The organism is Sagittula sp. S175 (assembly GCF_049800975.1).
Lineage (GTDB): Bacteria > Pseudomonadota > Alphaproteobacteria > Rhodobacterales > Rhodobacteraceae > Sagittula.
The window spans coordinates 252,830-278,829 of record NZ_JBNAGB010000005.1 but is presented as its reverse complement, the minus strand read 5'-3'; the positions used below and the strand labels follow the sequence as shown (position 1 = coordinate 278,829).

The following is a 26,000-nucleotide window of genomic DNA, read 5'->3' as shown; positions in this document are numbered from 1 at the left end:
GGTTTTGCTTGAATCGCCTTACCCTTCGTCGCATCCGCGCCCAAGCGCGGCAACAGGGAGAGCGCTCATGAACGACCAGACCCCGCCGCGCCGCATGACGGCTGCGGATTTCCATCAGGATTTGTTGGATTTGTACGACTTTTACGCCCACGGAAAGATCACGAAGCGCCAGTTTCTCGACGGCGCGGCGCGGTTCGCGGTGGGCGGGATGACGGCAGCGGGGCTCCTGACCATGCTGTCGCCCGACTATGCGCTGGCGGAACAGGTGAGCTTCAACGACCCGGATATCCTGCCGGAGTATGTCATGTACCCCTCGCCCAACGGTCACGGCGAGGTGCGCGGCTACCTCGTGAAGCCCGTGAACGCCGAGATGCCCTTGCCCGCCGTGGTGGTGGTGCATGAGAACCGTGGGCTGAACCCCTATATCGAGGACGTGGCGCGGCGGCTGGCCAAGGCCGGGTTCATTGCCCTCGCGCCGGACGGGCTGACCTCGGTCGGGGGGTATCCCGGCAATGACGCCGAGGGGCGCGATTTGCAGCGCACGGTCGATCCCGAGAAGCTGATGAACGATTTTTTCGCGGCCTATGAGTGGCTTGCGGGCCACGAGATGACGACTGGAAAGGTCGGTTGCGTCGGGTTCTGCTACGGGGGCGGCGTGTGCAACGCCTTGGCCGTGGCTTATCCGGAGCTGTCGGCCTCGGTTCCGTTTTACGGGCGTCAGGCCTCGGTCGAGGATGTGCCGCGCATTCAGGCGCCGCTGTTGCTGCAGTATGCCGAGCTGGACGAACGCATCAACGAGGGCTGGCCGGCCTATGAGGCGGCGCTCAAGGAGCATGGCAAGACCTATACGGCGCACATCTATCCCGGCGTGAACCACGGGTTCCACAACGATTCAACGCCACGGTATGACGAGGCGGCAGCGGAACTGGCGTGGGAGCGGACGCTGGCGTTCTTTGCCGAGCATTTGGGATGAATGCGGTGCGCCCGGTGCGAGGCCGGGCGCGGATTGGGCGCGAATTGCGGGTCAGGCGTCCAGCTTGACCACGCAGGCGACGGTCGGAAGACCGCTGGCGGCGGATGCGGGCAGCTCGTAACCGCTGTCCGAGACGATGGGCATGGCAGCCACCTGCGCCAGAGTCTCCTGGCAGCGGGCAAGGTCCTGCGGCGCAACCTCGATCTCGATGACCTCGGGCTGTTCCGGCACGATGATTTCGGTCGCGGCAAAGGCGGCGGTGGCCGTTGCGGCAAGGGCAATCGCGAGGGCGGGAAGCTTGGTCATGTCGTTCTCCTTCAGTCTGGCAACCAGCAAAGCCCGGAAAAGGTTCCAGTTTCCCTAAAGCTTTCGGGAGACGGCGTGCGGGGCGGGCCGGGCGCAGCGGGTCTTCAAACGCTCCGGTAAGGAATCGTCTGTAGAAGGCCGTGGTCCGTGCGGCCTGTCCCGCACCCACAGTACCGTTGTCCAAGTCCAAGCGGAGGAACGCCACTTGTCCATCCCCGACTCCACCTTGCAGAAGGTCCTGACCACCTCGTCCGACCTGAGCAAAGCCTCTCTGGCCACCAAGATCCTCATCAGCCGCCTGCGGCTGGAAATCTCGAGCCAGCCGGCAAAGCTGTCCTCTGCCATTGCCGAGCTGCGGGCCTTCTTTGCCAAGCACCCGTTCGCGCAAAAAGACCTGCAAGCCCTCTGAGCCGCCAAGGAGCCCGGATATGAAGAATGCCATGATGACCGTCGCCGAGGCGGCAAAACGGATCGAACAAGGCCACGCGCTGATGATCGCCGGAGACGAGGCACAGCTGGCCAAGCTGCCCAAGGGGACGTGGATCGGCGGCACCAGCGTCTATTTCGTGACGGAGACCGGCGGGCGCGAGGATCACGAGATGGTCTTTGTCACCGAGTTTCCCGAGGCGAAGGCGGCCAAGACCCGCTTTGTCACCACCGAGGAACTGCCCTCGCTGGCCGATCAGGCGTTTGACAATGGCGCGACCATGATCCTGATCCCGGCCTTTTCCGAAGCGCACCAGCGCTTTGCGCTGGATGGCGCGGGCTACCCGGACATCTTTGGCCAGCCGCTGATGGGCTGGATTTCGGGCGTGGCGCTGGCGGACATCGGCAAGGTTACACCAAAGACCTACGACGGCACGACCGGGCAGATGCACGAGGATGGCGCCGTTCTGATGCATGTCGAGATGCCCGCGGGCCACATGGCTGACATCGACATCCTGAACCTGTTCGAGCAGGACAACGACGGTCCGACGATCCTCTTCGGCAAGGACGGCTTCTCGGCCACCACGGCGATTGTCGACGGCAAGGAAGTGAACTTTGCCCAGTGGGTGCAGGAAAACGGCGTGAACACGCAGTTCCCGCTGGTGGCCAACTACGCGGGCGCGATGATCAACGTGTCGTTCCAGGCGGTGGACGCGGATGGCGGGAAGGTCGATTTCTACGCCCCCGTCGTCGAAGGCGTGGAATACCGCCTCGCCCGCAATCCCGGCGCCTATGCCGAAGTGTTTGCCGCACGGGCGACCGGCAATGGTGCGCAGGAACTCAGCTGCAACTGCATCCTGAACTACCTGTATGGCGAGCTGGAGGGCAAGACCACCGGCAGCTTCACCGGGCCGGCAACCTTTGGCGAGATCGCCTATATCCTGCTGAACCAGACCATGGTGCGCCTGCGCGACGTGGCCGTGGAACAGGCCAACGTGGCCTGATGACTTAGGGCCCCCCGGCCCACCAAACTAACGTCTCTCTCCGTGGCGTCCCGTGCTGGCAATCTGCTGGCGCGGGACCTCTTTGTTTACGGCAGGGAACAGACCTTCCAACGCGGCGTTGAGACTTGGAACCCGCAAACGGAAGGACGACCCCATGGCACGCACACTCTTCATCACCGGAGCGTCGAGCGGTATCGGCGCAGCCACAGCACGCGCCGCAGTTGAAGCCGGTTGGACCGTGGGCCTGTTCGCCCGGTCGGAGGACAAGCTGCATGATCTTGCCGGGGAACTCGGCGATGCGGCAATGGTCCTGCCCGGCGACGCGACGTCGCTGGCAGAGCAGCGCGCGGCGGTTGGTGCCCTAGTCGAGCGATTTGGCAAACTGGATGCCGCTTTTGCCAATGCCGGGATGGGCTTGTCGGCTGCTGGCACCGAAAATGGCAATCCGGAGGAATGGGAAGCCTTGGTGCATCTCAACGTTCTGGGCTTGCTCTGGACAGTCAAGGCGGCCATGCCTCAGCTGAAATCAAACAAGGGGCACATGCTCATGACAGGTTCCGCCGCCGGACGCACCCATATCAAGGGATCGGTCTACGGCGCGTCCAAGTGGTTCGTGCATGGCTACGGCGGCAACCTTGCGCAGGAAATGCGCGAATGGGGCGGACGGTGCACGGTCATCGCACCCGGCATGGTGGACACGGCGTTCTTTGACGAAGGGAAACCCGACAAGCTGATGCCCGAAGACATTGCACGGGCAGCGGTCTTTGCCTTGGAGGCCAACCCGCGCGCCTGCGTTCAGGAAGTGTTTGTCATGCCGACAAACTGAGACGGGCGTCAGTGTTCCGTCTTGCGGGACCAGACGGCCTTTAAAATCAGGAGGACCCAAGGCAACCCGTGAAACAACAGGTCAAGGATGTCGATGGGGCGTGTCAGCCGCCCATCGGCCAACATCTGAAGTTTTTCCCACACATGCGGCTGCGGCACAAACGGGGCCAGTCCAATGGTCGCGCACAACAAGCCGACCATGAGCCAGTCCAGCCTGTTCACCAGCGACCGCAGGCCCGTCATGCGGCGAAGACCCCCTCGCCCATCAGGTCAATCATCTGGCGCGCCTTGGCGACAGAGGCCTCGGCCGCGTCGTCACGATCGCGCAGGACGTCGGCGCGGATCAGCGTGTGGGTTCGTGTTTCGCCCGCAACTTCGCCTTCGATCAAGGCGCAGATACGGTAGCCGCCTTCCTCGGAGATGGGCTGGGGCGTGATACGCAAGCCCTTGTATTCAACAACTTCGGGGGCGGGCTTTGATGCCGCGCCGCCGCCGAAGAGTTTTTTCCAGAATGCCATTTGCCGGCCCGGTTTATTGATCGAGGAACGAGCGCAGCTTGCGCGACCGCGAGGGGTGCTTCAGCTTGCGCAGCGCCTTGGCCTCGATTTGGCGGATCCGTTCGCGGGTCACGCTGAACTGCTGGCCGACTTCCTCGAGCGTGTGGTCGGTGTTCATGCCGATGCCGAAACGCATCCGCAGAACCCGCTCCTCGCGCGGCGTCAGCGACGACAGAACCCGCGTCGTGGTTTCCTTCAGGTTTTCCTGAATGGCGGAATCCAGCGGCAGGACCGCGTTCTTGTCCTCGATGAAGTCCCCGAGCTGGCTGTCTTCCTCGTCGCCGATCGGCGTTTCGAGGGAGATCGGCTCCTTGGCGATCTTCATCACCTTGCGGACCTTTTCGAGCGGCATTTGCAGCTTCTCGGCCAGTTCCTCCGGCGTCGGCTCCCGACCGATCTCGTGCAGCATCTGACGACCGGTGCGGACCAGCTTGTTGATCGTTTCGATCATGTGGACCGGGATGCGGATCGTGCGGGCCTGATCGGCAATCGAGCGCGTGATCGCCTGACGGATCCACCAGGTCGCGTAGGTCGAGAACTTGTAACCGCGGCGGTATTCGAACTTGTCCACGGCCTTCATCAGGCCGATGTTGCCTTCCTGAATGAGATCAAGGAATTGCAGACCACGGTTCGTATACTTCTTGGCGATGGAGATCACGAGACGCAGGTTCGCCTCGACCATTTCCTTCTTGGCCTGGCGGGCCTCTTTCTCGCCCTTCTGCACCTGGTTCACGATGCGGCGGAATTCCGAGATGTCGAGACCGACGTACTGGCCCACCTGCGCCATGTCGGTGCGCAGTTCCTCGACCTTGTCCGAGGAGCGTTCGATGAACATCTGCCAGCCGCGACCCGGCTTCTCGCCCATGCGGTCGAGCCAGTTCGGGTCCAGTTCGTGGCCGCGATACTCGTCGATGAACTCCTTGCGGTTGATGCGGGCCTGGTCGGCCAGCTTCACCATGGCGGAGTCGATGGACATGATGCGCTTGTTGATGCCGTAGAGCTGGTCGATCAGCGCTTCGATCCGGTTGCCGTGCAGGTGCAGGCCATTCACCAGTTCCACGATCTCGGACCGCAGTTTCTGGTACATGGCCTCGTCGGTCGCGTCGAAGGAGCCGTCCTCGTTCAGCGTGGCGCTGATCCGCGAGTCCTGCATTTCGGCCAGGGCTTCGTAGTCCTGCGCGATGCGGTCGAGCGTTTCCAGCACGCGCGGCTTCAGCGCGGTCTCCATCGCGGCGAGCGACATGTTGGCCTGCTCGTCGTCGTCCTCGTCGTCATCGCTCGAGATCGGGTTGCCGTCGGCGTCGTATTCCTGCTCGTCGGACTTGGACTGCTGGGCCTCGCCGCCGCCGGCGGAATCCACCACGGGCGCGTCCAGTTCGCCGTCCTCGCCAAGCTGGTTGCCGAAGGTGGTTTCAAGGTCGATCACGTCGCGCAGGAGGATGTCCTCGGACAGGAGTTCCTCGCGCCAGATGGTGATCGCCTGGAAGGTCAGCGGGCTTTCGCACAGCCCGAGGATCATGGTGTTGCGACCGGCCTCGATCCGCTTGGCGATGGCGATCTCGCCCTCGCGCGACAGTAGTTCGACCGAGCCCATCTCGCGCAGGTACATGCGGACGGGGTCGTCGGTGCGGTCCAGCTTCTCGGTCGTGCCGGAGCCAAGCGCGACCTCGCCGCCGCGTTTTTGTTCCACCAGATCCGTGGAGCCCTTGTTGGAGTCGTCCTCCTCGGCCTCTTCATCGTCCTCGGTGACCTGAATGCCCATCTCCGAGAGCATGGACATGACGTCCTCGATCTGGTCGGAAGACACCTGATCCGGCGGAAGCACCTGGTTGAGCTGGTCATAGGTGATGTAGCCGCGCTCGCGCGCTTCGGCGATCATCTTCTTGACCGCAGCCTGCGACATGTCGAGGCTTACGTCTTCTTCCTGGTCGTCGGACTTGGCGTCTTCGTTGTCCTTGGCTGCCATGCGGCTCTCCTGATCGGGGGACGGAGTGATTCGTTAAACCGACTACTTAAAGCGATTCGCTGATTCGGACACCCGTCTAGCCTTGTTTCTTTACCATTTTCTCACCGAAGTGAGGATTAACTGCGCCCCTTGTCGAAACGAATCGTCGAGAGGAGCGAATCAAAGGCGCTGCGTTCGTCCTTGTCGATCAGCGCACCGTTCGGACCGATGGCGAAATCCATCTCGCTTTCGTCCGTGCGGCGCCCGATGTCGGACTTTGCCCGCGCGGCCTGACCCAGACGCCATGTCAGGGCCTCGTCGGCCAGTTCTTCCAGATCCTCCACGGCCTCTTTCAATTCCGCCTGCCAGCCGCGCAATGCCTCGAGCTTGCCGAGTTCGTCGGCCACCGTCATGCGCGCCATATCCAGCGCGCCCGGCGTGCGGATGCAGGGAACCACCGCGATATGGCGCGCGGCCAGCAGGGTTTCAAGGCTTTCGGGACCAATTCGGTAGGCGGCTTCCTCGTGCACGGCGTCGGGACGGTCCTGACAGCGCAAGAGGATGTCGCGCAGCGCGGCGAGGTCGGGATCGGCAAAGCTGATCGCCTCCAGTTGCTCGTCGAATTCCGCGGTCAGCGCCGGGTGGCAATAGAGCGTGGCTAGGATGACCTCCTCGCGCAGACGTTGTTCGGCATTGTCCCCGCCCGAGGCCAGAAGCGAGGCCTTGGCCGTGGGGCTGGGCGGCTGCGGCGCATTCCACGCGCGGCGCGGTCCCTGCCCCCGCTTGCCCTTGCCCTTGAACCCGCCGTTGCCACCAAAGCCACCGCCAAAGCCGCCATCGAAACCGCCGTCAAAGGCGGGGCGCTGCGCGGCGCTGCGGTTGTAAAGCTGGTCCAGCCGTTCGCGGATCGCCTCGCCGTAATGCTGGCGCAGGCTGGGGTCCTTGATGAGCTTGATCCGTTCGCGCAGGGATTTGTCCAGCGCGGCGCGGCGTTCCGGGCTGTCGAAGGTCTTGCCCTCGGTCTCGTGCCGCCAGAGCAGTTCGACCATGGGCACGGCGGCATCCAGCACCGCCTGCACGGCCTTCGGTCCCTGGGCGCGCAGCAGGTCGTCGGGGTCCTTGCCCTCGGGCATCAGGGCGAAGCGCAGGGATTTCCCGGCCTCCAGAAGGGGCAGCGCAAGGTCGATGACACGGAAGGCGGCGCGCAGGCCGGCCTTGTCGCCATCGAGCGCGATCACCGGTTCCTCGGAAACGCGCCACATCAGGTTCAGCTGGTTCTCGGTCACGGCAGTGCCCAGCGGCGCGACGGAGGCGGCAAAGCCCGCTTCTGACAGGGCGATTACGTCCATGTATCCTTCGGCCACGATCAGCGGCTGGCCCCGGCCCGACGCCTCGCGCGCGGGGCGCAGGTTGTAGAGGTTGCGGGACTTGTCGAACAGCTCGGTTTCGGGCGAGTTCAGGTATTTCGCGTTGTCGTCCGGGTCCATCGCCCGCCCGCCAAAGGCGATCGCCCGCCCGCGCGCGTCGCGGATCGGGAACATGATGCGGTTGCGGAAGACGTCGTAGGGCTCCTTGCCCTTGTCGGATTTCTTCGACAGACCGCAGGCGACGAGGTGGTCGATGGGCACGCCCTTGCCAGTTAGCGCGAGGCGCAGGTTGTCCCAGCCCGGCGGGGCAAAGCCGATTTCAAAACGGTCCAGCGCGGCCTGATCCAGCCCGCGTTTCGCCAGATAGGCGCGGGCATCGGTGGCCACCTGCTGCTTCAGCGAGAAGCGGAAGAACTGCACCGCCTGCTCCATGACCTCGCCCAGCACGGTGCGGCGGTCGAGCTTTTCCTGCGCGCGCGGGTCCTTGGCGGGCATCTCCATCCCGGCCTCGGTGGCCAGCAATTCGATTGCCTCCATAAAGCTGACGTTGTCCAGCTTCTGGGTAAAGCTGATGGCGTCACCCTTCTCGTGGCACCCGAAGCAGTAGTAGAACCCCTTGCGGTCATCGACGTGAAAGGACGCGGTCTTCTCGTGGTGAAAGGGGCACGGCGCCCAGAGGTCGCCCTTGCCCGGCTGGGATTTGCGCTTGTCCCACATGACTTTGCGCCCCACCACGTCGGAGAGGCTGATGCGATTGCGCAATTCGTCCAGGAAACCGGGGGGGAGGCTCATGTCGTGCAGTATCCGACGTCAGAGGGGCGATTCTCAAGAGGCATAAGGCAGGTCAGCGGTGGCTGGCCTGCCTTGTTGATTCAGACTGTCCAAGATCGGGCGCGGATCGGGCCCGGATCAAACGCGGATCGGGCGGTCAGAGCCCTTCGCACTGCTTGCGCGCGGCGGCGCCAAGCTCGTGGTTCAGGTGTTCGTCCGGCAGGGCAAAGACGAAATCGACCAGCTGATCGGCGGCCTCGCGGCCCATGTCGGGGCGCAGGGTGCGGCGCACGGCGGCCTTGGTCTCGCCCAGCTTGCGGCTGTCCACGGCGAGGTTGAACCAGGCTTCGGTCTGGGCGCATTTGTCCAGCTCGTCCTCGGCCAAAACGGGCGCGGCGATCAGGCCGATGAACAGGGCGACAACCAGTTTGCGCATGGGAACGACTCCGAAACCTAAGGGGTTAAGGGGGTTCTAGTGCACCGAGGCCCGCGCGGCAACGGCTGCCATGGCGTCGGCGATTTCATGCACAATCGTCCGCGCCATGGAACGGAAGCCCCTGATCCTGAAGCCATTTTCGATGCGATGCAGGAGGATGTGCGCGTGCTGCAATTGCGTCCGCGCGCAGGCCTCAGGCGGGAAAGCGCCGGGCGAGAATTCGACGGGGATCAGGCGGGCAAGGACATGGCGCGCGTCGTCGCCGGTCAGGTCCAGCGTCACCCAGCCATCGGTCTGGTCGGTCAGCGCGGCGTGGGGCGTCAGCGCGTCGTCGGGCGCAGGACCGATCAGGAAGGCCTGCCCGCGTCCGGTCCAGACGATGGTGGTGTCGCCCTCGGTCAGGCATTGGCCGGGCGCAGGAAAGGTCACGCCATACGCCTTGCGCAGCGCGTCGGTGAGGGCCTGCACCTGCCCCTGGAACGGCATGAGCGAGGTCATGGTCCGGGCCGGGGCCTCGGTCAGGGAGCAGGTGCCGTGGGTGACCGGGGTCAGGCCGTGGGCAGCGGATCGGGCGTTCAGGTCAACCACGCAGGCGTCCTCCGGTCGGGTCGAAGGCCACCGGGTGTGTGACCTCGCAAAGGGTGTCGATGCCGCGCAGGTGATCCACGAGGCGGACGGTCTCGCCATGGCGGCTGTGGCCGTTCAGCAGGAAGGCCAGCGCGCGCTCTTCCTTCAGCGTCGGGGAGTGGCAGACCGAGGTGGTGTAGCCCTGATCCTCGGCGCTGACCGGCTGCGCATCGGGCGCAAAGAGGTGCCCCCCGGCGGTGAGCCTGCCGCCGTTCAGCGGGCGCAGGCCGACCATTTCCTCGCGGTCTTCCAGCAGTCCGGGGCGGTGCGCCATGACCTTGCCGATGCAGTCCTTCGCCGCGATCATCCGCCCCATGCCGATGTCATGCGCCGTGGTGCGGCCATGGATCTCGGCGTGGGTGATGTGGCCCTTCTCGATGCGCAGGACATTCAGCGCCTCAAGGCCATAGGGGCCACCGTCCAGCGCCTCGGCCCGCTGCACGAGGATGTCCCAGAGGCTGGCGCCATAACGCGACGGCACCGCCAGTTCATAGGCGTGCTCGCCCGAGAACGAGATGCGGAACAGGCGCGCGGGCGTGCCGCCGATGCTGACGGGACCGTTCGCCATGAAGGGAAACGCGGCGCCGTCGACGGGCCTGTCCAGCAGCCCGTTCAGCAGCGCCCGCGCCTGCGGCCCCGCGACGGCGAATTGCGCCCAAGCTTCGGTGACCGAGACAAAGCGCACGTCCCAGCCGCGGCAATAGGCCTGTTTCACCCAGTCGAGGTGGCGCATCACCTGCCCGGCGGCGGCGGTGGTGGTGGTCATCAGCCATTGGCTGTCGGACAGGCGCGCCGTGGTGCCGTCGTCCATGACGAAGCCGTCCTCGCGCAGCATCAGTCCGTAGCGGGTGCGTCCCGGTTTCAGCGTGGAAAACGTGTTGGTGTAGACGAGATCGAGGAACCGCCCCACGTCCGCGCCCTGCAGGTCGATCTTGCCGAGGGTCGAGACGTCGCAGACGCCGACGCGCTCGCGGACCATGGTGACCTCGCGGTCGCAGGCGGGCCGCCAGTGTTTCTCGCCCCGCACCGGGAAGTAGGACGGGCGATACCACAGACCGGCCTCGGCCATGGGCGCACCGCGCCGGATGCTGGCCTCATGCGAGGTGAGGAAACGTTCCGGGGCAAAGGTCTTGCCCTGCCCGCCCGCGCCCAGCGCGGCGATGGCAACGGGGCTGTAGGGCGGGCGAAAGGTGGTGGTGCCGGTCGCGGGAATGTCGCGGCCCGTGGCATCGGCAAGGACCGCGAGGGCCGAGACATTGGACGACTTGCCCTGATCGGTGGCCATGCCCTGCGTGGTGTAGCGCTTCATGTGCTCGACCGAGGCGTAGTTCTCGGCGGCGGCCTGTTTCACGTCCTTAACCGTCACGTCGTTCTGGAAATCCAGCCACGCGCGCCCCTTGCCGGGAACGGCCCAAAGCTGGCGGAGGCGGGGTTCCGTTCCCTCCGCTTCGGGAATCGTCGGCAGGTCGGCGGTCAGGCCCAGCGCCTGCGCGGCATCCCGGCCTGCCTCGGCGCCTTCGCGCAGGCAGGCCGCGGTGGAGAACGTGCCTTTGGCCGCGCCCGCGACGGTCATGCCCGGAACATGGCGGGCCGAAGGGACAAAGGCCGCGATGTCCTCGCGCCAGTCGGGCCGCGCGCCCATGTGGCAGGTCAGATGCAGCGACGGGTTGTAGCCGCCCGAGACACCCAGCGCATCGACATACAGATCGTCGCGCCGCCCGTCCGGGGCGCGCAAGGTGATGCCGGCCAGCCGTTGCCGCCCGTGTGTGCCGCAAACCTGCCAGCCGGGATAAAACGGCACGTCGCCCGCAAGGTTCTGCGCGTCGTGCCGGCTGTCAACGAGGGCCGCGACGTTCAGCCCGGCGCGCGCCATGTCGCGCGCGGTGCGGTGGCCATCGTCGTTGTTGGTGAACACGGCCACATGCCGCCCCGGAACCGTGCCGTACCGGTGCAGATACCCCCGCAGCGAGGACGCCAGCATCACGCCGGGACGGTCGTTGTCGCGGAAAGCCACGGGCCGCTCCAGAGCGCCCGCCGCCAGAACCGCGCGCTTTGCCACGATGCGCCAGAAGCATTCCAGCGGCGCGCCCCCCGGATCGGCGCGGTGCTGCGCGACACGCTCCAGCGCGCCATAGGTGCCGCCGTCATAAGCGCCCGTCACCGTGGTGCGCGGCATGAGGCGGACGTTGTCCATCTGGCGCAGGCGGTCGATGATCCCGGCGGCCCAGAGATGCCCGGGCTGGCCATCGACCTGCGCGTCCTCGGCCAGCAGGCGACCGCCGAACGTAGGCTCTTCGCCGCAAAGGATCACCTGCGCCCCGGCCTCTGCCGCCGTCACGGCGGCCATCAGCCCGGCCGGGCCACCACCGATCACCAGCAGGTCACAGAAGGCAAAGGCCCGTTCATAGCGGTCCCCGTCGGGCTGCCCCGACAGCGCGCCCAGCCCGGCGGCGCGACGGATCAGCGGCTCGTAGACCCTCTCCCAGAAGGGTTTGGGCCACATGAAGGTCTTGTAATAGAACCCGGCCCCGAGGAAGGGCGCGGCGAGGTCGTTCAGGCTGAGCAGGTCCAGCGCCAGCGAGGGCCAGCGGTTCTGGCTGCGCGCCACCAGCCCGTCGTACAGTTCCTGCACCGTGGCGCGGGTGTTGGGATCGGCCCCGGCCCCCTGCCCCACGGTGACCAGCGCATTGGGTTCGGCAGAGGTATCGGTCAGCACGCCGCGCGGGCGGTGGTACTTGAAGCTGCGCCCCAGCAGCGCCACCCCCTCGCCCATCAGCGCCGAGGCCAGCGTGTCCCCGGCGAACCCCTGATAGCCCCGCCCGTCAAAGCGAAAGCCCAGCGCCGCATCGCGGTCGACCCGCCCGTACCCCTCAAGCCTCATCGACGGCCTCCACCACGGACACCGCCTGCACGGCATGCGTTACAGTATCACGCTCCACCACCAGCCATGAGCAGCACCCGGCCTCGTGATACCAAAGCTCGCGGGTCATCCCCGCCGGATTGTCGCGCAGGTGCAGCCAGTCGGACCAGGCCTTGGGGTCGTTTCCCGAGGGGCGGTCCAGCATCGAGGCCGCGCCCTGGTAGTAGAACTCGCGGCGGTCGCGTTCACCGCACAGGGGACAGGTCAGGCGCATGTGGTCTCCATCGTCATCTCCGGCACAGGGAGTCGTCGGTCTTGTACAACTTGTAGAGGATGGTCTGGCCCACCTCCGGCGCGAGGTTGCGCGCCGTTACGCAATTGTCGCGTCCGATGGTCAGGTCAGAGGTGCCGAGCGTGATGGTCCTCTCGTCCCAATGCAGGATCAGCGCCGAGCCGCCCTTGCATCCCGTCGGCCTGCACAGCGTGTCCAGCCCCGCCAGCCCGCCACATTCGAGGAAGTCATAGGACCCCGCCCCGCGCCATGCGGCGACCAGCGTCATCCTGCGCGGGCCAGAAGCCGGAACGGGCCCCAGATCGGCGGCAAGTATGGGGAGGTCGGGCGCGTCCGGCTCTACCGCGGCCATCAGGTCGATCATCGTGATGAAGCAGCCCTCGGGTGCAGCGTCTGGTGCCGTGACCTGCGCGCAGACCGGGCCTGCCAGCGACAGGCAGGCCAGCAGCGACAAGGCCGGTGCCGACAGTCTTACCCGCACAGGCCATCCTCGACCTTGTCGAGGCGATAAGCCGTGGCCTGCCCCGGCGCCTCTGCCAGATCGCGGCCACCGGAGCATTCCGCGCCCGGCGAGACGATGAACCGCCCAGTCCGGAAGGTCAGGCCCTGCGCGTCCGACGAGGTGATCTCTATCGCGTCATTGCCGCACCACGAGGTGCAGATGGTCAGCCCTCCGTCGCCGTCGCGGCAGGTGACCGCCATCATCAGGATCTGATCGGTCGGCGCCGCGTCCCGTTTCAGGACCGACATCGACGCGGCCCGCATGAAATCGTTGATCTGGTCGGGCTGGATCCACATCGAGATCCCCTCGACCCATTGTTGCGGCTGCGCGGCGAGATGCGCCTCGTCGTAGATCCGCATGTAGCAGCCGGGCATGGGGTCGGCACTCGCCTGCATGGCCGTCAGGACAAGCGCCAGACCGGCCATGCTGTGCCTGGTAAAAAAGCGTTTCATTTCAATCTCCGTCTTCAATGCAAATTGTGCTGGCTGCCGGTGCCTTCCTCGTCCATCAGGCCGCGCCCGGTGTCGAAGCGGTCCAGCCGAAAGCGCGCAGCGGGCGCATGCGGGCGATCGGTGGCCATCAGGTGGGCAAAGGAAAAGCCCGAGCCCGGCACGGCCTTGAACCCGCCGTAACACCAGCCGCAGTTGAGGTAGAGCCCCTCGACCCCGGTCTTGTCGATGATGGGCGAGCCGTCGGGCGACATGTCCATGATGCCGCCCCAGCTGCGCAGGATGCGGGCCTTGCCGATCATCGGCATGAGGGTCATGCCCGCCTCCATGACGTGTTCCACCATGGGCAGGTTGCCGCGCGCCGCGTAGGAGGCGTAGAAATCGAGGTCGCCGCCAAAGACCAGCCCGCCCTTGTCGGATTGCGAGATGTAGAAATGCCCCATGCCGAAGGTCACGACGTGGTCGATCACCGGCTTTATGCCTTCGGTGACAAAGGCTTGCAGGACATGGCTTTCGATGGGCAGGCGCATCCCGGCCATGGCGGCCACCTGCGATGACCGCCCCGCGACGACGATGCCGACCTTCTTGGCCCGGATCGCGCCGCGCGTGGTCTGGACGCCGGTGACGCGCCCGCCGGATATGTCGATGCCGGTGACCTCGCAGTTCTGGATCAGGTCGACGCCGCGCCGGTCGGCGCCGCGCGCGTAGCCCCAGGCCACCGCGTCATGACGCGCCGTGCCGCCGCGCCGGTGCAGCAGCCCGCCGTAGATCGGAAACCGCCCGTTGTCGAAGTCGAGGTAAGGCACCATGCGGCGCACCTCTTCGCGGGTCAGCAGCTCGGCATCATCGCCCTGATTGCGCATGGCATTGCCGCGCCGGGCAAAGGCATCGCGCTGGCCGTCGGAATGGCACAGGTTCAGCACCCCGCGCTGGCTCATCATGGTGTTGAAGTTCAGCTCCTGCTCCATGCCCTCCCACAGCTTCAGGGAATGGGAGTAGAATTCAGAGTTGCCGGGCAGCCCGTAGTTTGCGCGCACGATGGTGGTGTTGCGCCCGACGTTGCCACCGCCAAGGTAGCCCTTTTCCAGCACGGCGATATTGGTCAGCCCGTGCTCCTTGGCCAGGTAGAAGGCCGTCGCCAGCCCGTGACCGCCGCCGCCGATGATGAGGGCGTCATACTCGGCCTGCGGCGCGGGGCTGCGGAAATGCGGCGTCCAGCCGCGATTGCCGGTCAGCCCTTCCCTCAGGACACGCCACACCGAAAACCCCATCGCGCTCTCCCCGCTGTCCGGACCTTGCCACGGGGCCGAGTGAACCAGCCCGCAGGGCCAGTATCAATGCCTTGGCGGGAAAAGATGGGCGTTTTGCGACAGATCGCGTCGGGATCGGGCAAAGGCAAACGGGCGACCTTGTAGAAAGGCCGCCCGCGCTACGATATATCATTTTGTCCGCTTAGTTGGTCGACGCGACCTGATCGGCGTCCTTCCAGACGATCTTGGGCGCAAAGCGCGGGCGGGTGAAGCCGTAGGTGTAGAACATGTCGGTCGCGGTCAGCCCCGGCACGATGTAAGGCGGCACATAGTCGGTGCGGGTCTCGACCAGGATCACGCGCTCGTTGTGCAGCATGATCGGCAGTTCCGCCTTGGCCTCGGCCAGCATCGCGTTGTCCAGCGCCGTGAAATTGCCGCGCACCTGAGACCACTCGACGGTGTACCCCTCACCCACGTTGATGGTGCCGTTTGCATTGGTGGTGTCACCGTCATAGCGCACCAGCGTCACGCGCAACGAATAGGGCCCTTCCGAGATCGTCAGGAATTCCAGCACGTCGACCATCCCGTCAAGGTAGGCATCGTCGATCGGATCGGTCTCGCGCGACAGGGCGTCCGAGATGGTATAGGCCGCCTTGGTGTTCAGGCCCTTGTAACGGTAGGTGTCATGCAGCGAGAACATCGCGCTCAGCACCCCCAGGATCAGCGGCAGCCAGATCACCGCCTCGATGGCCATGTTTCCACGGGTGTCTTCCGCAAAGCGCTGCAGTCGGGTCAGAAGCTTGGTCCACATGGTCGCTTACCTCGGTTCCTGGACAAAGGCGGAGGTCACGATCAGCTGTGCGTACCCCTGCGAGTCCTTGTTCAATTGCTTGCCGAGGCCGGTCAGCGGCATCATCGGCTTGTACTTCAGGCAAGCGCGCAGCAGCATCAGCGCGTTGTCCTTGCCGGGAACGAAGTTGCGCACCGGGCGCGGGTCTTCTTCGGCATTGCGGCAATCCGGGTTCGGCTCGAACGACCAGAAGTTGCGCGGATCGACCTCGACCATTTCCAGGGTCAGATTGTTGTCGCAATCGTCGATCACACCGCTCTGCTGGCAGATCTGGTCACGCACCTCGGTGTAGCTGGGCACCTGGCCCGTCGAGAGCCGGATGTCCCGGACCGCGAGGTCCACGCTGCGTTCCAGCATCGAATGCCGCAGGTTGATGTAACCGATTTCGACGCCCGTGGTCAGGACCATGAAGATCAGCGTGAAATACAGGGCGAATTCGATTGTCGAGTTGCCGTCCTCGTCACGATGGAAGCGGGAGGCGAAGGTTCGGATGCGGGACATCATTGGATCAGCCTCAGGTTGTTGATCTGACGGGCGATGGCGTCAAAGGTATCCGAGATCTCGGACCCGCTGACATGGAAGGCGTGGCTGGCAGACGAGGCGCAGTAGGCCAGTTGTTCGGCATCATAGGCGCTGGTCTCGAACGCGATGGTGAAGACGGTCACACCAAGTTCGCGGGCAAGGTCGCACTGGGCACGGAACTGGTCACGTCCCTGCGCGGCCGAAAGCATCTGGTAGTGGGACCACGACCCCTGGCGCTGCAATTCCACCGACGCGTTGGCCGAGGCATTGTCCGGATCCGTCGGGCGCACCTGTTCGGTCACGGCACCGTCGGACATCAGCACGATGTACTTTTCGGTTTCCTCGTCGTGCCAGTCGATCGGGCGGCCTTCGAAGCGTTCGTCGACGATGTCGGCGTCGATCAGGGCGGACAGCGCCGGGCGGTTGATCGGGTCAAGCAGCGAAAGCGCATACTTCATGCCGTACTGGATGCCGGTGCCGTCATGCAGGCGCATGTTGTTGATGAAGGTGTTCAGCGTCTCTGCGTCGTCCGAATAGTACTGGATCGACATCGCCTCGGACGGGCACCAGCCCCAGTCCATGGTGTTCCAGTCGATGGCCCAGTACATGAAGTGCGGCACGTAATCGTCCGAGGTCGGCATCGCGGTGGTGTCGAATTCCTCGTCGTAGATCTCGACGCAGGAGGACGGCATGTTCACCTTGGTCGCCTTCTTGGCGATCCCGGCCGGGACCTTGGAGGTGTCCGTGGTCGTCGTCGTGGTGTTCTGCGATTCCAGGTAGGCGGCATATTCCGCGTCCGCTGCGGCCTGCGCCTCTGCGGTGGCTGCGGCGGCGTCCGCCTCGGCCTGGGCGTCGGCCTCGGCCTGCGCGGCCTCGTCCAGCGCCTTCTGGTTCGGCGAGACGTAGTGGTCTTCCCAGTCGTTCTTGTCGATCACGTTGTAGTTGACCGTCCAGCCGGGGTTGTTGTTGTTGTGCAGGGTCGGACCGATGTCATTGTTGATCCCGTTCAGGTCACCCTTCACCTGGTAGTAGTAGATCGCATTGTCAGAGTATTTCACCGAAGCGCCAAGGAACTGCGTCGGGTCCGTCAGCGCGTCGTCGAAGTACATCGCCGCGGCAACGAAGGCCTTGTAATGGTTGTCGGGGTTCTTCGACGCGCCGTTCGGGAAGTTGGTCACGCGGTGCGCGATGTCGTAGATCTCGTCGCCATTGGTGTCATAGTAGAACACCATCTCGCGGATCTTCTTGCCACGCTGGGCGAAATATTCGGCCGAATCCGCCGGGGCGGTCACGGTGGTATAGACCGGCGCCACAGGCTCGACCGTCACGGGGCCGGTCATCGTGGTGTCGTCGATGCCGGTCGCGGACTGGTTCAGCGACACGTCGGTGCTGTCCGAACAGTCGGTGGCGTTCTCGGCGTTGTTGTTGCACAGCGAGTTGCCCGGCGCGTCCTGGTCGCCGTTGCCCCAGCCGTTGTTCTCGTGCTTGATGTCCGGGCGCTCGCCCCGGAAGTAGTCGAACAGGATGTCGCCCGGGTTCACCTGCCCCGCGAACGGCACGAGGTTCAGCGTGGTCACGCCGTTCGAGTCGTCGGTCATCACCTTGTCGACGAAAGCCGTTGCCGCGGGCTTGAGGTTGCCGATGCGGTTGTTGGTGCGCATCGAACCGGAAATATCGAGCACGAGGCTGATTTCCACGTTGGAGATCTTTTCCTCGGCGGTGGCCGCCGTCTTCGTCACGAACTCATCGACACCGGCCATGCGCAGGAAGTTGGCCGGGATCACCGAAGTGCCCGTGGCCGTGACGGTCCGGCTGTTGAGGTACTGCTTCACGTCGACCGTCGTCTGGAGGTTCGCCGCCGGGCTCTTGGCGATGTAGTCCAGAACGACCTCCTTGGGATCGCGCTTCTGGTCGAGATCGGCAGCGGCCAGCACGGCGCGGTCGATCGAGCTTTGAACCACGACCCTGTTGGATTCATGCTGCATGATGTCCACCGAACCGCCGGACAGGATCAGGATGAGCAGGCACATCAGGAACGAGTATGCGGTCACGGCATTCCCGGATTCGTCCTGGACGTAAAGGCGAAGCAGATCTCGCAGGGTTGTCGTGGTGAACATTTCTTGTTCCTCGGTTGGCAAGTTCTTTGCGGCGAGGACAATGTTTGACCGGGCAATCGGGCGAGAATTTGTCTGCTTTACGATATGTTAACCAATTTGAATGTCTCGAAAGTCGAAAACCTATCTCTTTCGTATAGGTCAATTCTACAGTCATTGGACCAGCCTCAGATTGTTGATCTGACGGGCAATCGTGTCGAAGGTCTCGATGATCTCGTCGCCCTGCACGTGGAAGAAGTGGCTTTCGGAGGAGGCGCAGGCGCTGAGCTCGGCCGCCACGGCGTCGCTCGTCTCGTAGGCCACCATGAACACCGTCACCCCGTTGTCGCGCGCCAGCTGGCACTGGCTGTGCATGTTGTCGAGGTTGTTGCCCTGCCCGGACAGGACAGAGTAGCTGGCCCCGCCCTGGGTCTGCAGATCGACGATCCCGTTGATCGGCGCCTTGTCGTCCACGGGGCGGTACTGGTCGGTGACCTCGCCATCGGTCATCACCACGATGAACTTCTCGGTCTCGGGGTCATGCCATGCGATCGGGCGGCCTTCGAAGCGCGGGTCCACCAGCCCTTCGGAGATCAGGTTGGACACGGCCGGCGCAGTCAGCGGGTCAAGCAGCGCGAGGGCGTATTTCATCCCGTATTGCAGGCCGGTGCCATCATGCAGGCGCATGTTGTTGATGAAGCTCGTCAGCGCCGCCGCATCGTCCGAGTAATACTGGATCTCGGTGTCCTTGCCCGGGCACCAGCCCCAGTCCATCGTCGCGGTATCGGTCGGCCAGTACTGGAAGTGCGGCACGTAGACGTCGCTTTCGGGCAGCGCGGTATTGGTGAACTCGAGGTCGTAGATCTCGACGCAGGAGGACGGCATGTTGACGTTCACCACCTCGGGATCGGCCTGCGGCGCGACATAGGCCCCGGCCCACAGGGTATAGTCGATGTCGTTCCAGGCGTAGGTGTTGCCGGGGATCTTGCCGGTGTTCTTGGTCGGGCCAAGGTCGCGGCCAAAGCCGTTGCTGTCGCCCTTCACCTGGAAATACTGCGTCTTCTCGGTGCCGCCCTTGATCGAGATGCCAAGGAACTGGTCCGCATCATACAGCGCATTGTCATTGGCGATCATGAAGGCCACCGCCCCCTCAAAGAAGGCGTCCACGTCGCGCGGCGCGGTCTCGGGGAAGCTTTCGATCTTGTGCGCGCGGTCATAGCTGTCGTCGCCATCGGTGTCGAAATAGACCACGATGTTGGAAATCGCCTGCGGCCACTCCGGGAAGAACCCGTCGTTGGTCGCAGTCGCGGTCGCGGTGCCGTCGGTGCAGGAGGGGTCCAGCAGGGCCTCGTCGGCGTTCTCTGCATTGTTGTTGCACAGCGACCCGCCCGGCGCGTCCTGATCGCCATTGCCCCAGCCATTGTTGCCCTTGATCTTGGGCCGCTGGCCGCGCAGGTAATTGAACATCGTGTCGCCCGGGTTCACCTGCCCGGCAAAGGGCACGAGGTTCAGCGTCGTCACCCCCTGATTGGCCTCATCCATGACCTTCTCGACAAAGGTCGTCGCGGCGGGGCGCAGGTTCTCGATACGGTTGTTGTTGCGCATGGACCCCGAGATATCGAGCACCAGGCTGATCTCGACATTGGCGACGCGCTCCTCTGCCATGGCCGACACGCGGACCGGCAGCACGGGATGGCCCGCCATATGCATGAAGAAGGTCGACAGGTTCATCCCCGCCTCCGCCGACACGGTGCGGTCATTGCCAAGCGGCGTGGCCGTGACAGAGGTCAGGTGTTCCGACAACCCGGCCTTGGCCACGTAGTCAGTGACGACGAAGGTCGGCTCCTGCTGCTGGTCGAGGTCGGCGGCGGCCAGCACGGCGCGGTCCAGCGTGGACTGAAGCCGGACCCGCGCCGACTCGTGATACATGATGTCGACCGAGGCACCGGTGATGACGAAGATCAGGATCATCATCAGCGTCGAAAACAGGGTCACGGTGCCCTCTTCGTCCGCGATGTAGCGCGCAAGCTGCGTATCGATCTGGCCCATTGTTCCCGTCTCCTGTCTGGTCGCGCCGGGCCCGTGAAACAGGCGGGCCCATCGCGTTTGCAGGTCCTGTTTTCGGGTAAGATTCGGTCAACGCTCCGGATCGGAATGGGGCAACGAAGGGGACTTCGTCCCGCATTTTAGATGAATGCGCCGGGATGGTTGTGCAGGGGTCTGGCCGGGATTCAAGGATTCCAAGGGCTTGTCGGCACGACAGGCAGACGGGCACGCCTCATCCGGCGCAACGGGGATTTAATGGCTGTGACCGGGCCTTGTCGGGACTGTCTTGTGCGGCCCGCGGCACGCGCGTTCGATTGCTCAGAAATCCGGATCGTCGGGCAGGACCTGCCCGTCCGCCGTCAGGATCAGCGTCCGCGTCCCGTCCGTCAGCCGATAATCCGGGCGCAGGCCCGCCCTCCGCTGGCCGAGGATGGCAAAGCCCTTGCCCGTCAGCGGCAGTTCCGTCGCCAGCTGGTAGACCCTGTGCTCATCCCAGGCAAAGACCTCCTGCGTCCGCAGATGCTGCGGGTCCAGATCCAGCCGCGTGGCAAAGTGATAGACCCCGCGGTCATCGGCACCAAAGCTGCGCCCGACGGCGCGAAACCTGTCGGGGTCGGCGTCGCCCAGCGGCACGAGCCGCCTGTGTGCATCCAGCGACCACAGCTGCCGGGCGTCGCGCCAGAACATCGTGTCCCAGCGGTCGAACAGCCAGCAAAAGCTGCCACCCTCGGCACCGGGCACCGGCACGTATTCCCAGAGGGCCGCCGGATTGTTCACCCGCATCCTGCCGCGCAGCACGTCCGGCGGCGGCGACCCTTCGGCCAGCTGGCGCTGCCAGACGTGGGTCGCATCGGCGTACCACCCCGCCTCGGCGCGAAAGCTCAGCGGGTCCGCGCCGGGGAAGGGAATGTCCCGCCCCGTATGGCGATGGCGTTCGAACACGGCGCCATCGGCAGTATATATGGAGTCGAACAGGTTGAACGGCGCGTCAGCCGTGGCGGCGGCGATCCGCGCCGGGCGCTCCTGCTGGTCGCGCCATGTGACATATGTCTTCCACGCGCTACGGAAGGGTTTGCATTGAACTCCCCTGAGCGTCATCGACCGGGCGGCCTCCGGGAACTGCCCGTTCGGCATGAAACGCCCCAGTTGATGCGAGAGACGATCCGCCTCGGCGGGCGAAAGGTCGGCGGGGGGCTGGTGATCTACCACGCCCTGTCGCAGCCGCACCGACGCCAGCACCTCGGGAAAGGTGGTCATCACCCCGCCCTGCCCCGTGGTGCCGGGATCGAGGCTGTCGGCGAGCGCCTGAACCACCGGCCAGACCGGCGCGAGCCTGTCGCCACTATAGTGTACCAGCATCCACGCCAGGAACAGCCGCCCCGCCGCCGCGTCATGATGCACGATCAGAACGTCGCCCGCTTCGCCCCGATCCGCGAGGCAGCACAGCACATGGCCGACATGTGCCGTGCCGCCCTCCCAGGCGACCTTGCGGCGGAACAGGCCGGACACGGCCTTTGCCCCAAGCGGACACTCCAGAAGCAGCCCAGCCGGTTCTGCCATGTTCCCCCTCCCGATCGGTCCCGCTGCTCAGATGCCCTTGGCGCGGTAGGTCTTGGCCACGCGGTCAATGGCGACCATGTAGGCGGCGGTGCGCAGGTCGGTGACATCCTCGCGCGACTGCCAGACCTCGCGCATGGACTGGTAGGCGATGCGCATGGTGTCATCCAGCCCCGAACGCACCAGTTCCAGCTCGTCCGCGCCGCGCAGGTAGCGATCCTTGAACCCCGGGGACAAGGACCACGTCGCCCCCATCGCCTGATCGAGCCGCTCCAGTTCCTTGACGATCAGCGTGTGCCGCGCCTCTTCCTGCCGCCGCTGCATCCGGCCAAAGCGGATGTGGCTGAGGTTCTTCACCCATTCGAAGTAAGACACCGTCACCCCGCCCGCATTGGCATAGAGGTCGGGAATGATGACCACGCCGCGCCGCCGCAGGATGTCATCGGCCCCGGCGGTTATCGGGCCGTTGGCGGCCTCGATGATGAGACGCGCGTTCAGCCGGTCGGAATTGTCGGTGGTGATGACCCCCTCGGTGGCGGCGGGGATAAGGATGTCGCAAGCTTCTTCCAGCACCTTCTCGCCATCGGCCACGGTATTGGCCTCGTGATAGCCGGACACGCCGCCGTGCCGGGTGATCCAGTCGTGCACCGCCTCGACGTTCAACCCCTCCGGGTCAAACAGCGCGCCGTCATGCTCGATGATGCCGATGATGCGGGCACCGTCTTCCTCGCTGAGGAACTTTGCCGCGTGATAGCCCACGTTGCCCAGGCCCTGGATGATGACCGTCTTGCCGTCGAGATCACCGGACAGGCCGGCCTCGGCCTTGTCCTCGCCATGGCGAAAGAATTCGCGCAGGGCATACTGCACGCCCCGCCCCGTCGCCTCGCGCCGCCCCATGATCCCGCCGAAGGTCTCCGGCTTGCCGGTGACGCAGGCCCATGCGTTGATGTCGGTGGTGTGCATCCGGGCGTATTGGTCGGCGATCCACGCCATTTCACGCTCCGAGGTGCCCATGTCCGGCGCAGGCACGTTCTGCGAGGGCGAGATCAGGTCGCGCTTTATCAGCTCGTAGGCAAAGCGGCGGGTGATGCGTTCCAGTTCCTCTTCGTCGTAGCAGCGCGGGTCGATGCACAGCCCGCCTTTCGATCCGCCAAAGGGCGCCTCGACCAGCGCACATTTATAGGTCATCAGCGCCGCAAGCGCCTCGACCTCGTCCTGATTGACGCCCAGCGAGAAACGGATGCCGCCCTTGACCGGCTCCATATGTTCGGAATGCACGGACCGATATCCGGTGAAGGTCTGGATGCGCCCGCGCAGCCGAACGCCAAAGCGCACCGTGTAAGTGGAATTGCAGACACGGATCTTTTCCTCCAGCCCGGGCGGCAGATCCATCAGCGCAACAGCGCGATTGTACATCAGGTCCACGCTTTCGCGGAATGTCGGCTCGGCCATCTTTCCCTCTTCGTCTGAACGCGCGGCACTATCCCTATGGGGTAGTGCGCGTGGTCGCATGGTGGCGTTACCAAGGGTTATAGGACGGACCGGCAAGAATGCCCGCCCCACAATTCGCCGCAATAGGTGAATCAGTTTCCGCCCCTGTCAGCGTGGTGCAACGCCTCTGTCCAGACCATCGAAACAATGGATCAGGCCCCGGGGTATTTGTGCCAAAATTCCTGAAAAATTCGATCTAATTGCGTTTTAAAGTGCCCAAATTCGGCCACTTTGAAAGGGCATAAAAAGGGCATCCCAATTGTTGCATCGGGCAGAGAATCGCCCCGGTGTGCCGCTGTTGACAAGGTGCCGATATGACCATGTTCAAGACCCAGACGAAGGCCCGCATCGCTCCTGCCGCCCGGTCCGTGACCGGTGGCTGGCTTGGCCGCTTCTGGGGCGACCAGTCGGGCAACATGTCCTACGTTGCCCTCGTGGGGTCGCTCATCATGATGATCTTCGGCGGCATCGGCATCGACATGATGAACGCCGAACGCGACCGCAACAAGGTGCAGCACACGCTGGACCGCGCTGTTCTGGCCGCCGCGAACCTGAACAACACCCGCGACCCCACGACCGTGGTGAACGACTACTTCAAGGCGATGAACCTCGAAGGGTTCCTGGACGACGTGGACCCGGACGTGGTCTCCGGGTCGAAGCGTGTGACCGCCGTGGGCAAGGGGACGATCTCCTCCAGCTTCCTGCCGCTGATCGGGGTGACGGGCCTGAACATCGACGGTCTCGCCACCGCCGAGAACGCCGTGGCACCGACCGAGATTTCGCTGGTGCTGGACGTCTCCGGCTCCATGCAGGGCGCCAAGCTCGAACAGCTGAAAACTGCGGCGAAGAACTTCGTCAACACCGTGCTGGGCGACGGCGGCGACAACAGCCGCGTGACCGTGTCGATCATCCCCTACAACGCGACCGTGAACATGGGCCCGGAACTGGCCGCCCGCTACGCCATGGAGATGGAGCATACCTTCTCCACCTGCGGCACCTTCGACGACGCGGCCTTTGACTCGACGACCTTCGACCCTGCGAACGACCGTCTGGGCCAGATCTCGCACTTCGATCCCTATTACGAGGACCAGATGTTCGTGGCACAGCCGTGGTGCTCCACCGGCACGACCTCGAACATCATCGCGCACAGTGCCGACCCGGCGTTCCTGAACACCTTCATCGAGAGCCTTGTCGCAGAGGGCAACACCGCCATCGACCTCGGGATGAAGTGGGGCGTCAGCCTGCTCGACCCGTCGGCACAGGAAGTGGTCGCGGACCTGTCCGACAAAAACCTTGCCCCCACCTCGGCGCAGTACCGCCCGGCGGAATTCGGCGCGAACACGCAGAAATATGTCGTGGTCATGACCGACGGCGAGAACACGCAGCAGTTCGACCTCCGGGAATACATGAAGGACCCGGCCAACCTGTCGAACGTCTGGGTCGACGATCACGGCACGCCCGGCACGGGTGATGACCGCTGGTCGATCCGCGTGATCGACAACCCCGGCGACACCAGCGACGTGTTCTATTGGCCCCATGCCACCGGCAACACACCGCGCTATCAAAGCGGCCCCTACAGCTGGGTCCTGAATGGTGCGGCGCCGCTGGTGAACGGGGTGGCCGTGGTCAACGGCGACGACGAGACGACCAAGCAGACCTGTTCCAGCTACAAGGGCGCAGGCGCGAATTCCAGCCAGTCGACGCTGGTCGAGGGCATGACCTCGATCGATTACGCGGCCCTGGCGGAAACGGCGGCGGCCACGGGCACCGACTGCGCCAACTACCCGCCGGTGCGCCTGAACTGGATGGAACTCTTCGGCACGGTCAAGACCTCGTACTACGCCAACATCTGGATGTGGCAGGCCTACGTCGACAACAAGATCCCCTACCAGGCCTACTACGACGCCTACTACTCGTGGGAGGAAAAGGTGAACGGCGACATGGCAGACAACCGCCTGTCCCGCATCTGCGGCGCCGCCAAGGCAAAGGGCATCGTCGTCTACTCCATCGGCGTCGAAGCCCCCGAACGCGGCCTGACCGCCATGGGCGACTGCGCCTCCTCCCCGGCCCATTTCTTTGACGTGACCGGCAGCGAGCTGGTCGACACCTTCAGCTCGATCTCGGACATGCTGGTCGAACTGCGCCTGACCGAATGAGCCTGACTGAATGAACCTGACCGACTGAACCGGCACCACATCTGACGACCCGCGCCGCCTGTCCCCCGCCGGCGCGGCCCCACCGAAAAGACCTGTACCCAACCGATGCCGCGGCACCGGACCGAGTTACCCTTACCAAAGGCCACGACAATGACCCGCTTCCTTCTGCCCAGACTGCGCCATCACGTCGCCAGCGAAGACGGCACCATGGCCCCCTCCGTCGCCCTGTGGATGCCGGTGTTCCTGTTGCTGATCGTCTCCTCGATCGAACTGGGAACGCTGACCGCCCGCCACACCATGCTGGAAAAGGCGCTGGATCAGACCATGCGCGAGGTGAAGATCGGCATCGGCCCGACCAACCACCAGCAGATGAAGGAATCGATCTGCGAGAAGGCGCGTATCCTGCCCGATTGCACCGAGAACCTGCGTCTCGAGATGATCCCGATGGACATGAACGCCTGGGTCGAACCGCCCGCGATGGTCGACTGCACCGATGCGGCGCAGCCGCTGACCCCGCAGCGCCAGTTCACCATGGGCGGCGGCGGACAGATGATGTTCCTGCGCGCCTGCTTCAAGTTCCGGCCGGCGACCGCGATCAGCGGCTTCAACGCCAGCCTGGGCAAGGATTCCTCGGGCTACGCCGCGCTGGTCTCCACCACCGCCTTCGTAAACGAACCGAGCTGAGGACGTTTGCC

Annotated in this window: 24 protein-coding genes; 6 read left to right on the top strand and 18 right to left on the bottom strand. The window is 64.7% G+C overall.

Going from position 1 to position 26,000, the window contains the following annotated elements; translation table 11 throughout:
* Positions 1-67: 67 nt before the first annotated feature.
* The gene (gene yghX / locus ACP16H_RS09235; protein WP_425071996.1) at positions 68-973 is read left to right on the top strand and encodes a YghX family hydrolase; all 906 of its coding nucleotides are present in this window, start codon (positions 68-70) and stop codon (positions 971-973) included.
* Positions 974-1,024: 51 nt separating this feature from the next.
* On the opposite strand, the gene ACP16H_RS09230 is transcribed toward yghX, so the two are convergent.
* Entirely contained in the window at positions 1,025-1,279 is a 255-nt protein-coding gene (locus ACP16H_RS09230; protein WP_425071995.1) for a hypothetical protein, read from the bottom strand.
* Between the two features lie 205 nt (positions 1,280-1,484).
* Here ACP16H_RS09230 and ACP16H_RS09225 point away from each other — a divergent pair, with 205 nt between their 5' ends.
* The 3 genes from ACP16H_RS09225 to ACP16H_RS09215 all read left to right on the top strand — a co-directional run bounded on the left by ACP16H_RS09225 (position 1,485) and on the right by ACP16H_RS09215 (position 3,535).
* Positions 1,485-1,688 carry a hypothetical protein gene (locus tag ACP16H_RS09225; RefSeq protein WP_425071994.1) on the top strand — a complete coding sequence of 68 codons (204 nt, stop codon included), beginning with the start codon at positions 1,485-1,487 and terminating at the stop codon, positions 1,686-1,688.
* Positions 1,689-1,707: 19 nt separating this feature from the next.
* The gene (locus ACP16H_RS09220) at positions 1,708-2,709 is read left to right on the top strand and encodes a DUF6976 family protein (protein WP_425071993.1); all 1,002 of its coding nucleotides are present in this window, start codon (positions 1,708-1,710) and stop codon (positions 2,707-2,709) included.
* Between the two features lie 154 nt (positions 2,710-2,863).
* Positions 2,864-3,535, top strand: coding sequence for an SDR family oxidoreductase (locus ACP16H_RS09215; protein WP_425071992.1), 672 nt, complete (start codon positions 2,864-2,866; stop codon positions 3,533-3,535).
* A gap of 8 nt (positions 3,536-3,543) precedes the next feature.
* Here ACP16H_RS09215 and ACP16H_RS09210 read toward each other — a convergent pair whose 3' ends face one another.
* The 17 genes from ACP16H_RS09210 to ACP16H_RS09130 form a co-directional block, all read right to left on the bottom strand.
* Positions 3,544-3,777, bottom strand: a complete 234-nt coding sequence (locus tag ACP16H_RS09210; protein WP_425071991.1) for an RND transporter — start codon at positions 3,775-3,777, stop codon at positions 3,544-3,546.
* Positions 3,774-4,052, bottom strand: coding sequence for an HlyU family transcriptional regulator (locus ACP16H_RS09205; RefSeq protein WP_425071990.1), 279 nt, complete (start codon positions 4,050-4,052; stop codon positions 3,774-3,776). Before ACP16H_RS09205 ends, ACP16H_RS09210 begins: the two co-directional genes overlap by 4 nt.
* Positions 4,053-4,065: 13 nt before the next feature.
* Positions 4,066-6,057: an RNA polymerase sigma factor RpoD gene (rpoD, locus tag ACP16H_RS09200; protein ID WP_425071989.1), complete on the bottom strand. Its 1,992-nt coding sequence runs from the start codon at positions 6,055-6,057 to the stop codon at positions 4,066-4,068.
* Positions 6,058-6,173: 116 nt separating this feature from the next.
* On the bottom strand, positions 6,174-8,195 hold the full coding sequence (dnaG, locus tag ACP16H_RS09195; RefSeq protein WP_425071988.1) for a DNA primase: 2,022 nt from the start codon (positions 8,193-8,195) through the stop codon (positions 6,174-6,176).
* Positions 8,196-8,331: 136 nt separating this feature from the next.
* The gene (locus ACP16H_RS09190; protein ID WP_425071987.1) at positions 8,332-8,610 is read right to left on the bottom strand and encodes a hypothetical protein; all 279 of its coding nucleotides are present in this window, start codon (positions 8,608-8,610) and stop codon (positions 8,332-8,334) included.
* Positions 8,611-8,646: 36 nt separating this feature from the next.
* Positions 8,647-9,198: a sarcosine oxidase subunit gamma gene (locus tag ACP16H_RS09185; RefSeq protein ID WP_425071986.1), complete on the bottom strand. Its 552-nt coding sequence runs from the start codon at positions 9,196-9,198 to the stop codon at positions 8,647-8,649.
* Positions 9,191-12,118 (bottom strand): sarcosine oxidase subunit alpha family protein, encoded by a 2,928-nt coding sequence (locus ACP16H_RS09180; RefSeq protein ID WP_425071985.1) that lies wholly within the window; start codon positions 12,116-12,118, stop codon positions 9,191-9,193. The genes ACP16H_RS09185 and ACP16H_RS09180 overlap by 8 nt, the downstream gene beginning before the upstream one ends.
* Positions 12,108-12,371: a sarcosine oxidase subunit delta gene (locus ACP16H_RS09175; RefSeq protein WP_425071984.1), complete on the bottom strand. Its 264-nt coding sequence runs from the start codon at positions 12,369-12,371 to the stop codon at positions 12,108-12,110. Before ACP16H_RS09175 ends, ACP16H_RS09180 begins: the two co-directional genes overlap by 11 nt.
* 13 nt (positions 12,372-12,384) lie before the next feature.
* On the bottom strand, positions 12,385-12,870 hold the full coding sequence (locus ACP16H_RS09170) for a hypothetical protein (protein WP_425071983.1): 486 nt from the start codon (positions 12,868-12,870) through the stop codon (positions 12,385-12,387).
* Positions 12,861-13,343: a hypothetical protein gene (locus tag ACP16H_RS09165; protein ID WP_425071982.1), complete on the bottom strand. Its 483-nt coding sequence runs from the start codon at positions 13,341-13,343 to the stop codon at positions 12,861-12,863. The genes ACP16H_RS09170 and ACP16H_RS09165 overlap by 10 nt, the downstream gene beginning before the upstream one ends.
* A 14-nt stretch (positions 13,344-13,357) precedes the next feature.
* On the bottom strand, positions 13,358-14,611 hold the full coding sequence (locus ACP16H_RS09160; RefSeq protein WP_425071981.1) for a sarcosine oxidase subunit beta family protein: 1,254 nt from the start codon (positions 14,609-14,611) through the stop codon (positions 13,358-13,360).
* A gap of 181 nt (positions 14,612-14,792) precedes the next feature.
* A complete protein-coding gene (locus ACP16H_RS09155) occupies positions 14,793-15,401 on the bottom strand; it encodes a TadE/TadG family type IV pilus assembly protein (RefSeq protein ID WP_425071980.1) in 609 nt (202 codons plus the stop codon).
* A 6-nt stretch (positions 15,402-15,407) separates the two neighbouring features.
* Positions 15,408-15,944: a TadE/TadG family type IV pilus assembly protein gene (locus ACP16H_RS09150; protein WP_425071979.1), complete on the bottom strand. Its 537-nt coding sequence runs from the start codon at positions 15,942-15,944 to the stop codon at positions 15,408-15,410.
* Positions 15,941-18,079, bottom strand: coding sequence for a pilus assembly protein TadG-related protein (locus ACP16H_RS09145; protein ID WP_425071978.1), 2,139 nt, complete (start codon positions 18,077-18,079; stop codon positions 15,941-15,943). The genes ACP16H_RS09150 and ACP16H_RS09145 overlap by 4 nt, the downstream gene beginning before the upstream one ends.
* Positions 18,080-18,229: 150 nt before the next feature.
* Positions 18,230-20,104 carry a pilus assembly protein TadG-related protein gene (locus ACP16H_RS09140; protein ID WP_425071977.1) on the bottom strand — a complete coding sequence of 625 codons (1,875 nt, stop codon included), beginning with the start codon at positions 20,102-20,104 and terminating at the stop codon, positions 18,230-18,232.
* A 315-nt stretch (positions 20,105-20,419) separates the two neighbouring features.
* The gene (locus tag ACP16H_RS09135; protein WP_425071976.1) at positions 20,420-21,661 is read right to left on the bottom strand and encodes a hypothetical protein; all 1,242 of its coding nucleotides are present in this window, start codon (positions 21,659-21,661) and stop codon (positions 20,420-20,422) included.
* A gap of 27 nt (positions 21,662-21,688) precedes the next feature.
* The gene (locus tag ACP16H_RS09130) at positions 21,689-23,110 is read right to left on the bottom strand and encodes a Glu/Leu/Phe/Val family dehydrogenase (RefSeq protein WP_425071975.1); all 1,422 of its coding nucleotides are present in this window, start codon (positions 23,108-23,110) and stop codon (positions 21,689-21,691) included.
* 353 nt (positions 23,111-23,463) lie between these two features.
* On the opposite strand from ACP16H_RS09130, the gene ACP16H_RS09125 reads away from it, so the two are divergent.
* Both ACP16H_RS09125 and ACP16H_RS09120 read left to right on the top strand, forming a co-directional pair.
* Positions 23,464-25,305 (top strand): pilus assembly protein TadG-related protein, encoded by a 1,842-nt coding sequence (locus ACP16H_RS09125; protein WP_425071974.1) that lies wholly within the window; start codon positions 23,464-23,466, stop codon positions 25,303-25,305.
* Positions 25,306-25,455: 150 nt separating this feature from the next.
* Positions 25,456-25,989 carry a TadE/TadG family type IV pilus assembly protein gene (locus ACP16H_RS09120; RefSeq protein ID WP_425071973.1) on the top strand — a complete coding sequence of 178 codons (534 nt, stop codon included), beginning with the start codon at positions 25,456-25,458 and terminating at the stop codon, positions 25,987-25,989.
* The last annotated feature ends 11 nt before the right edge of the window (positions 25,990-26,000 follow it).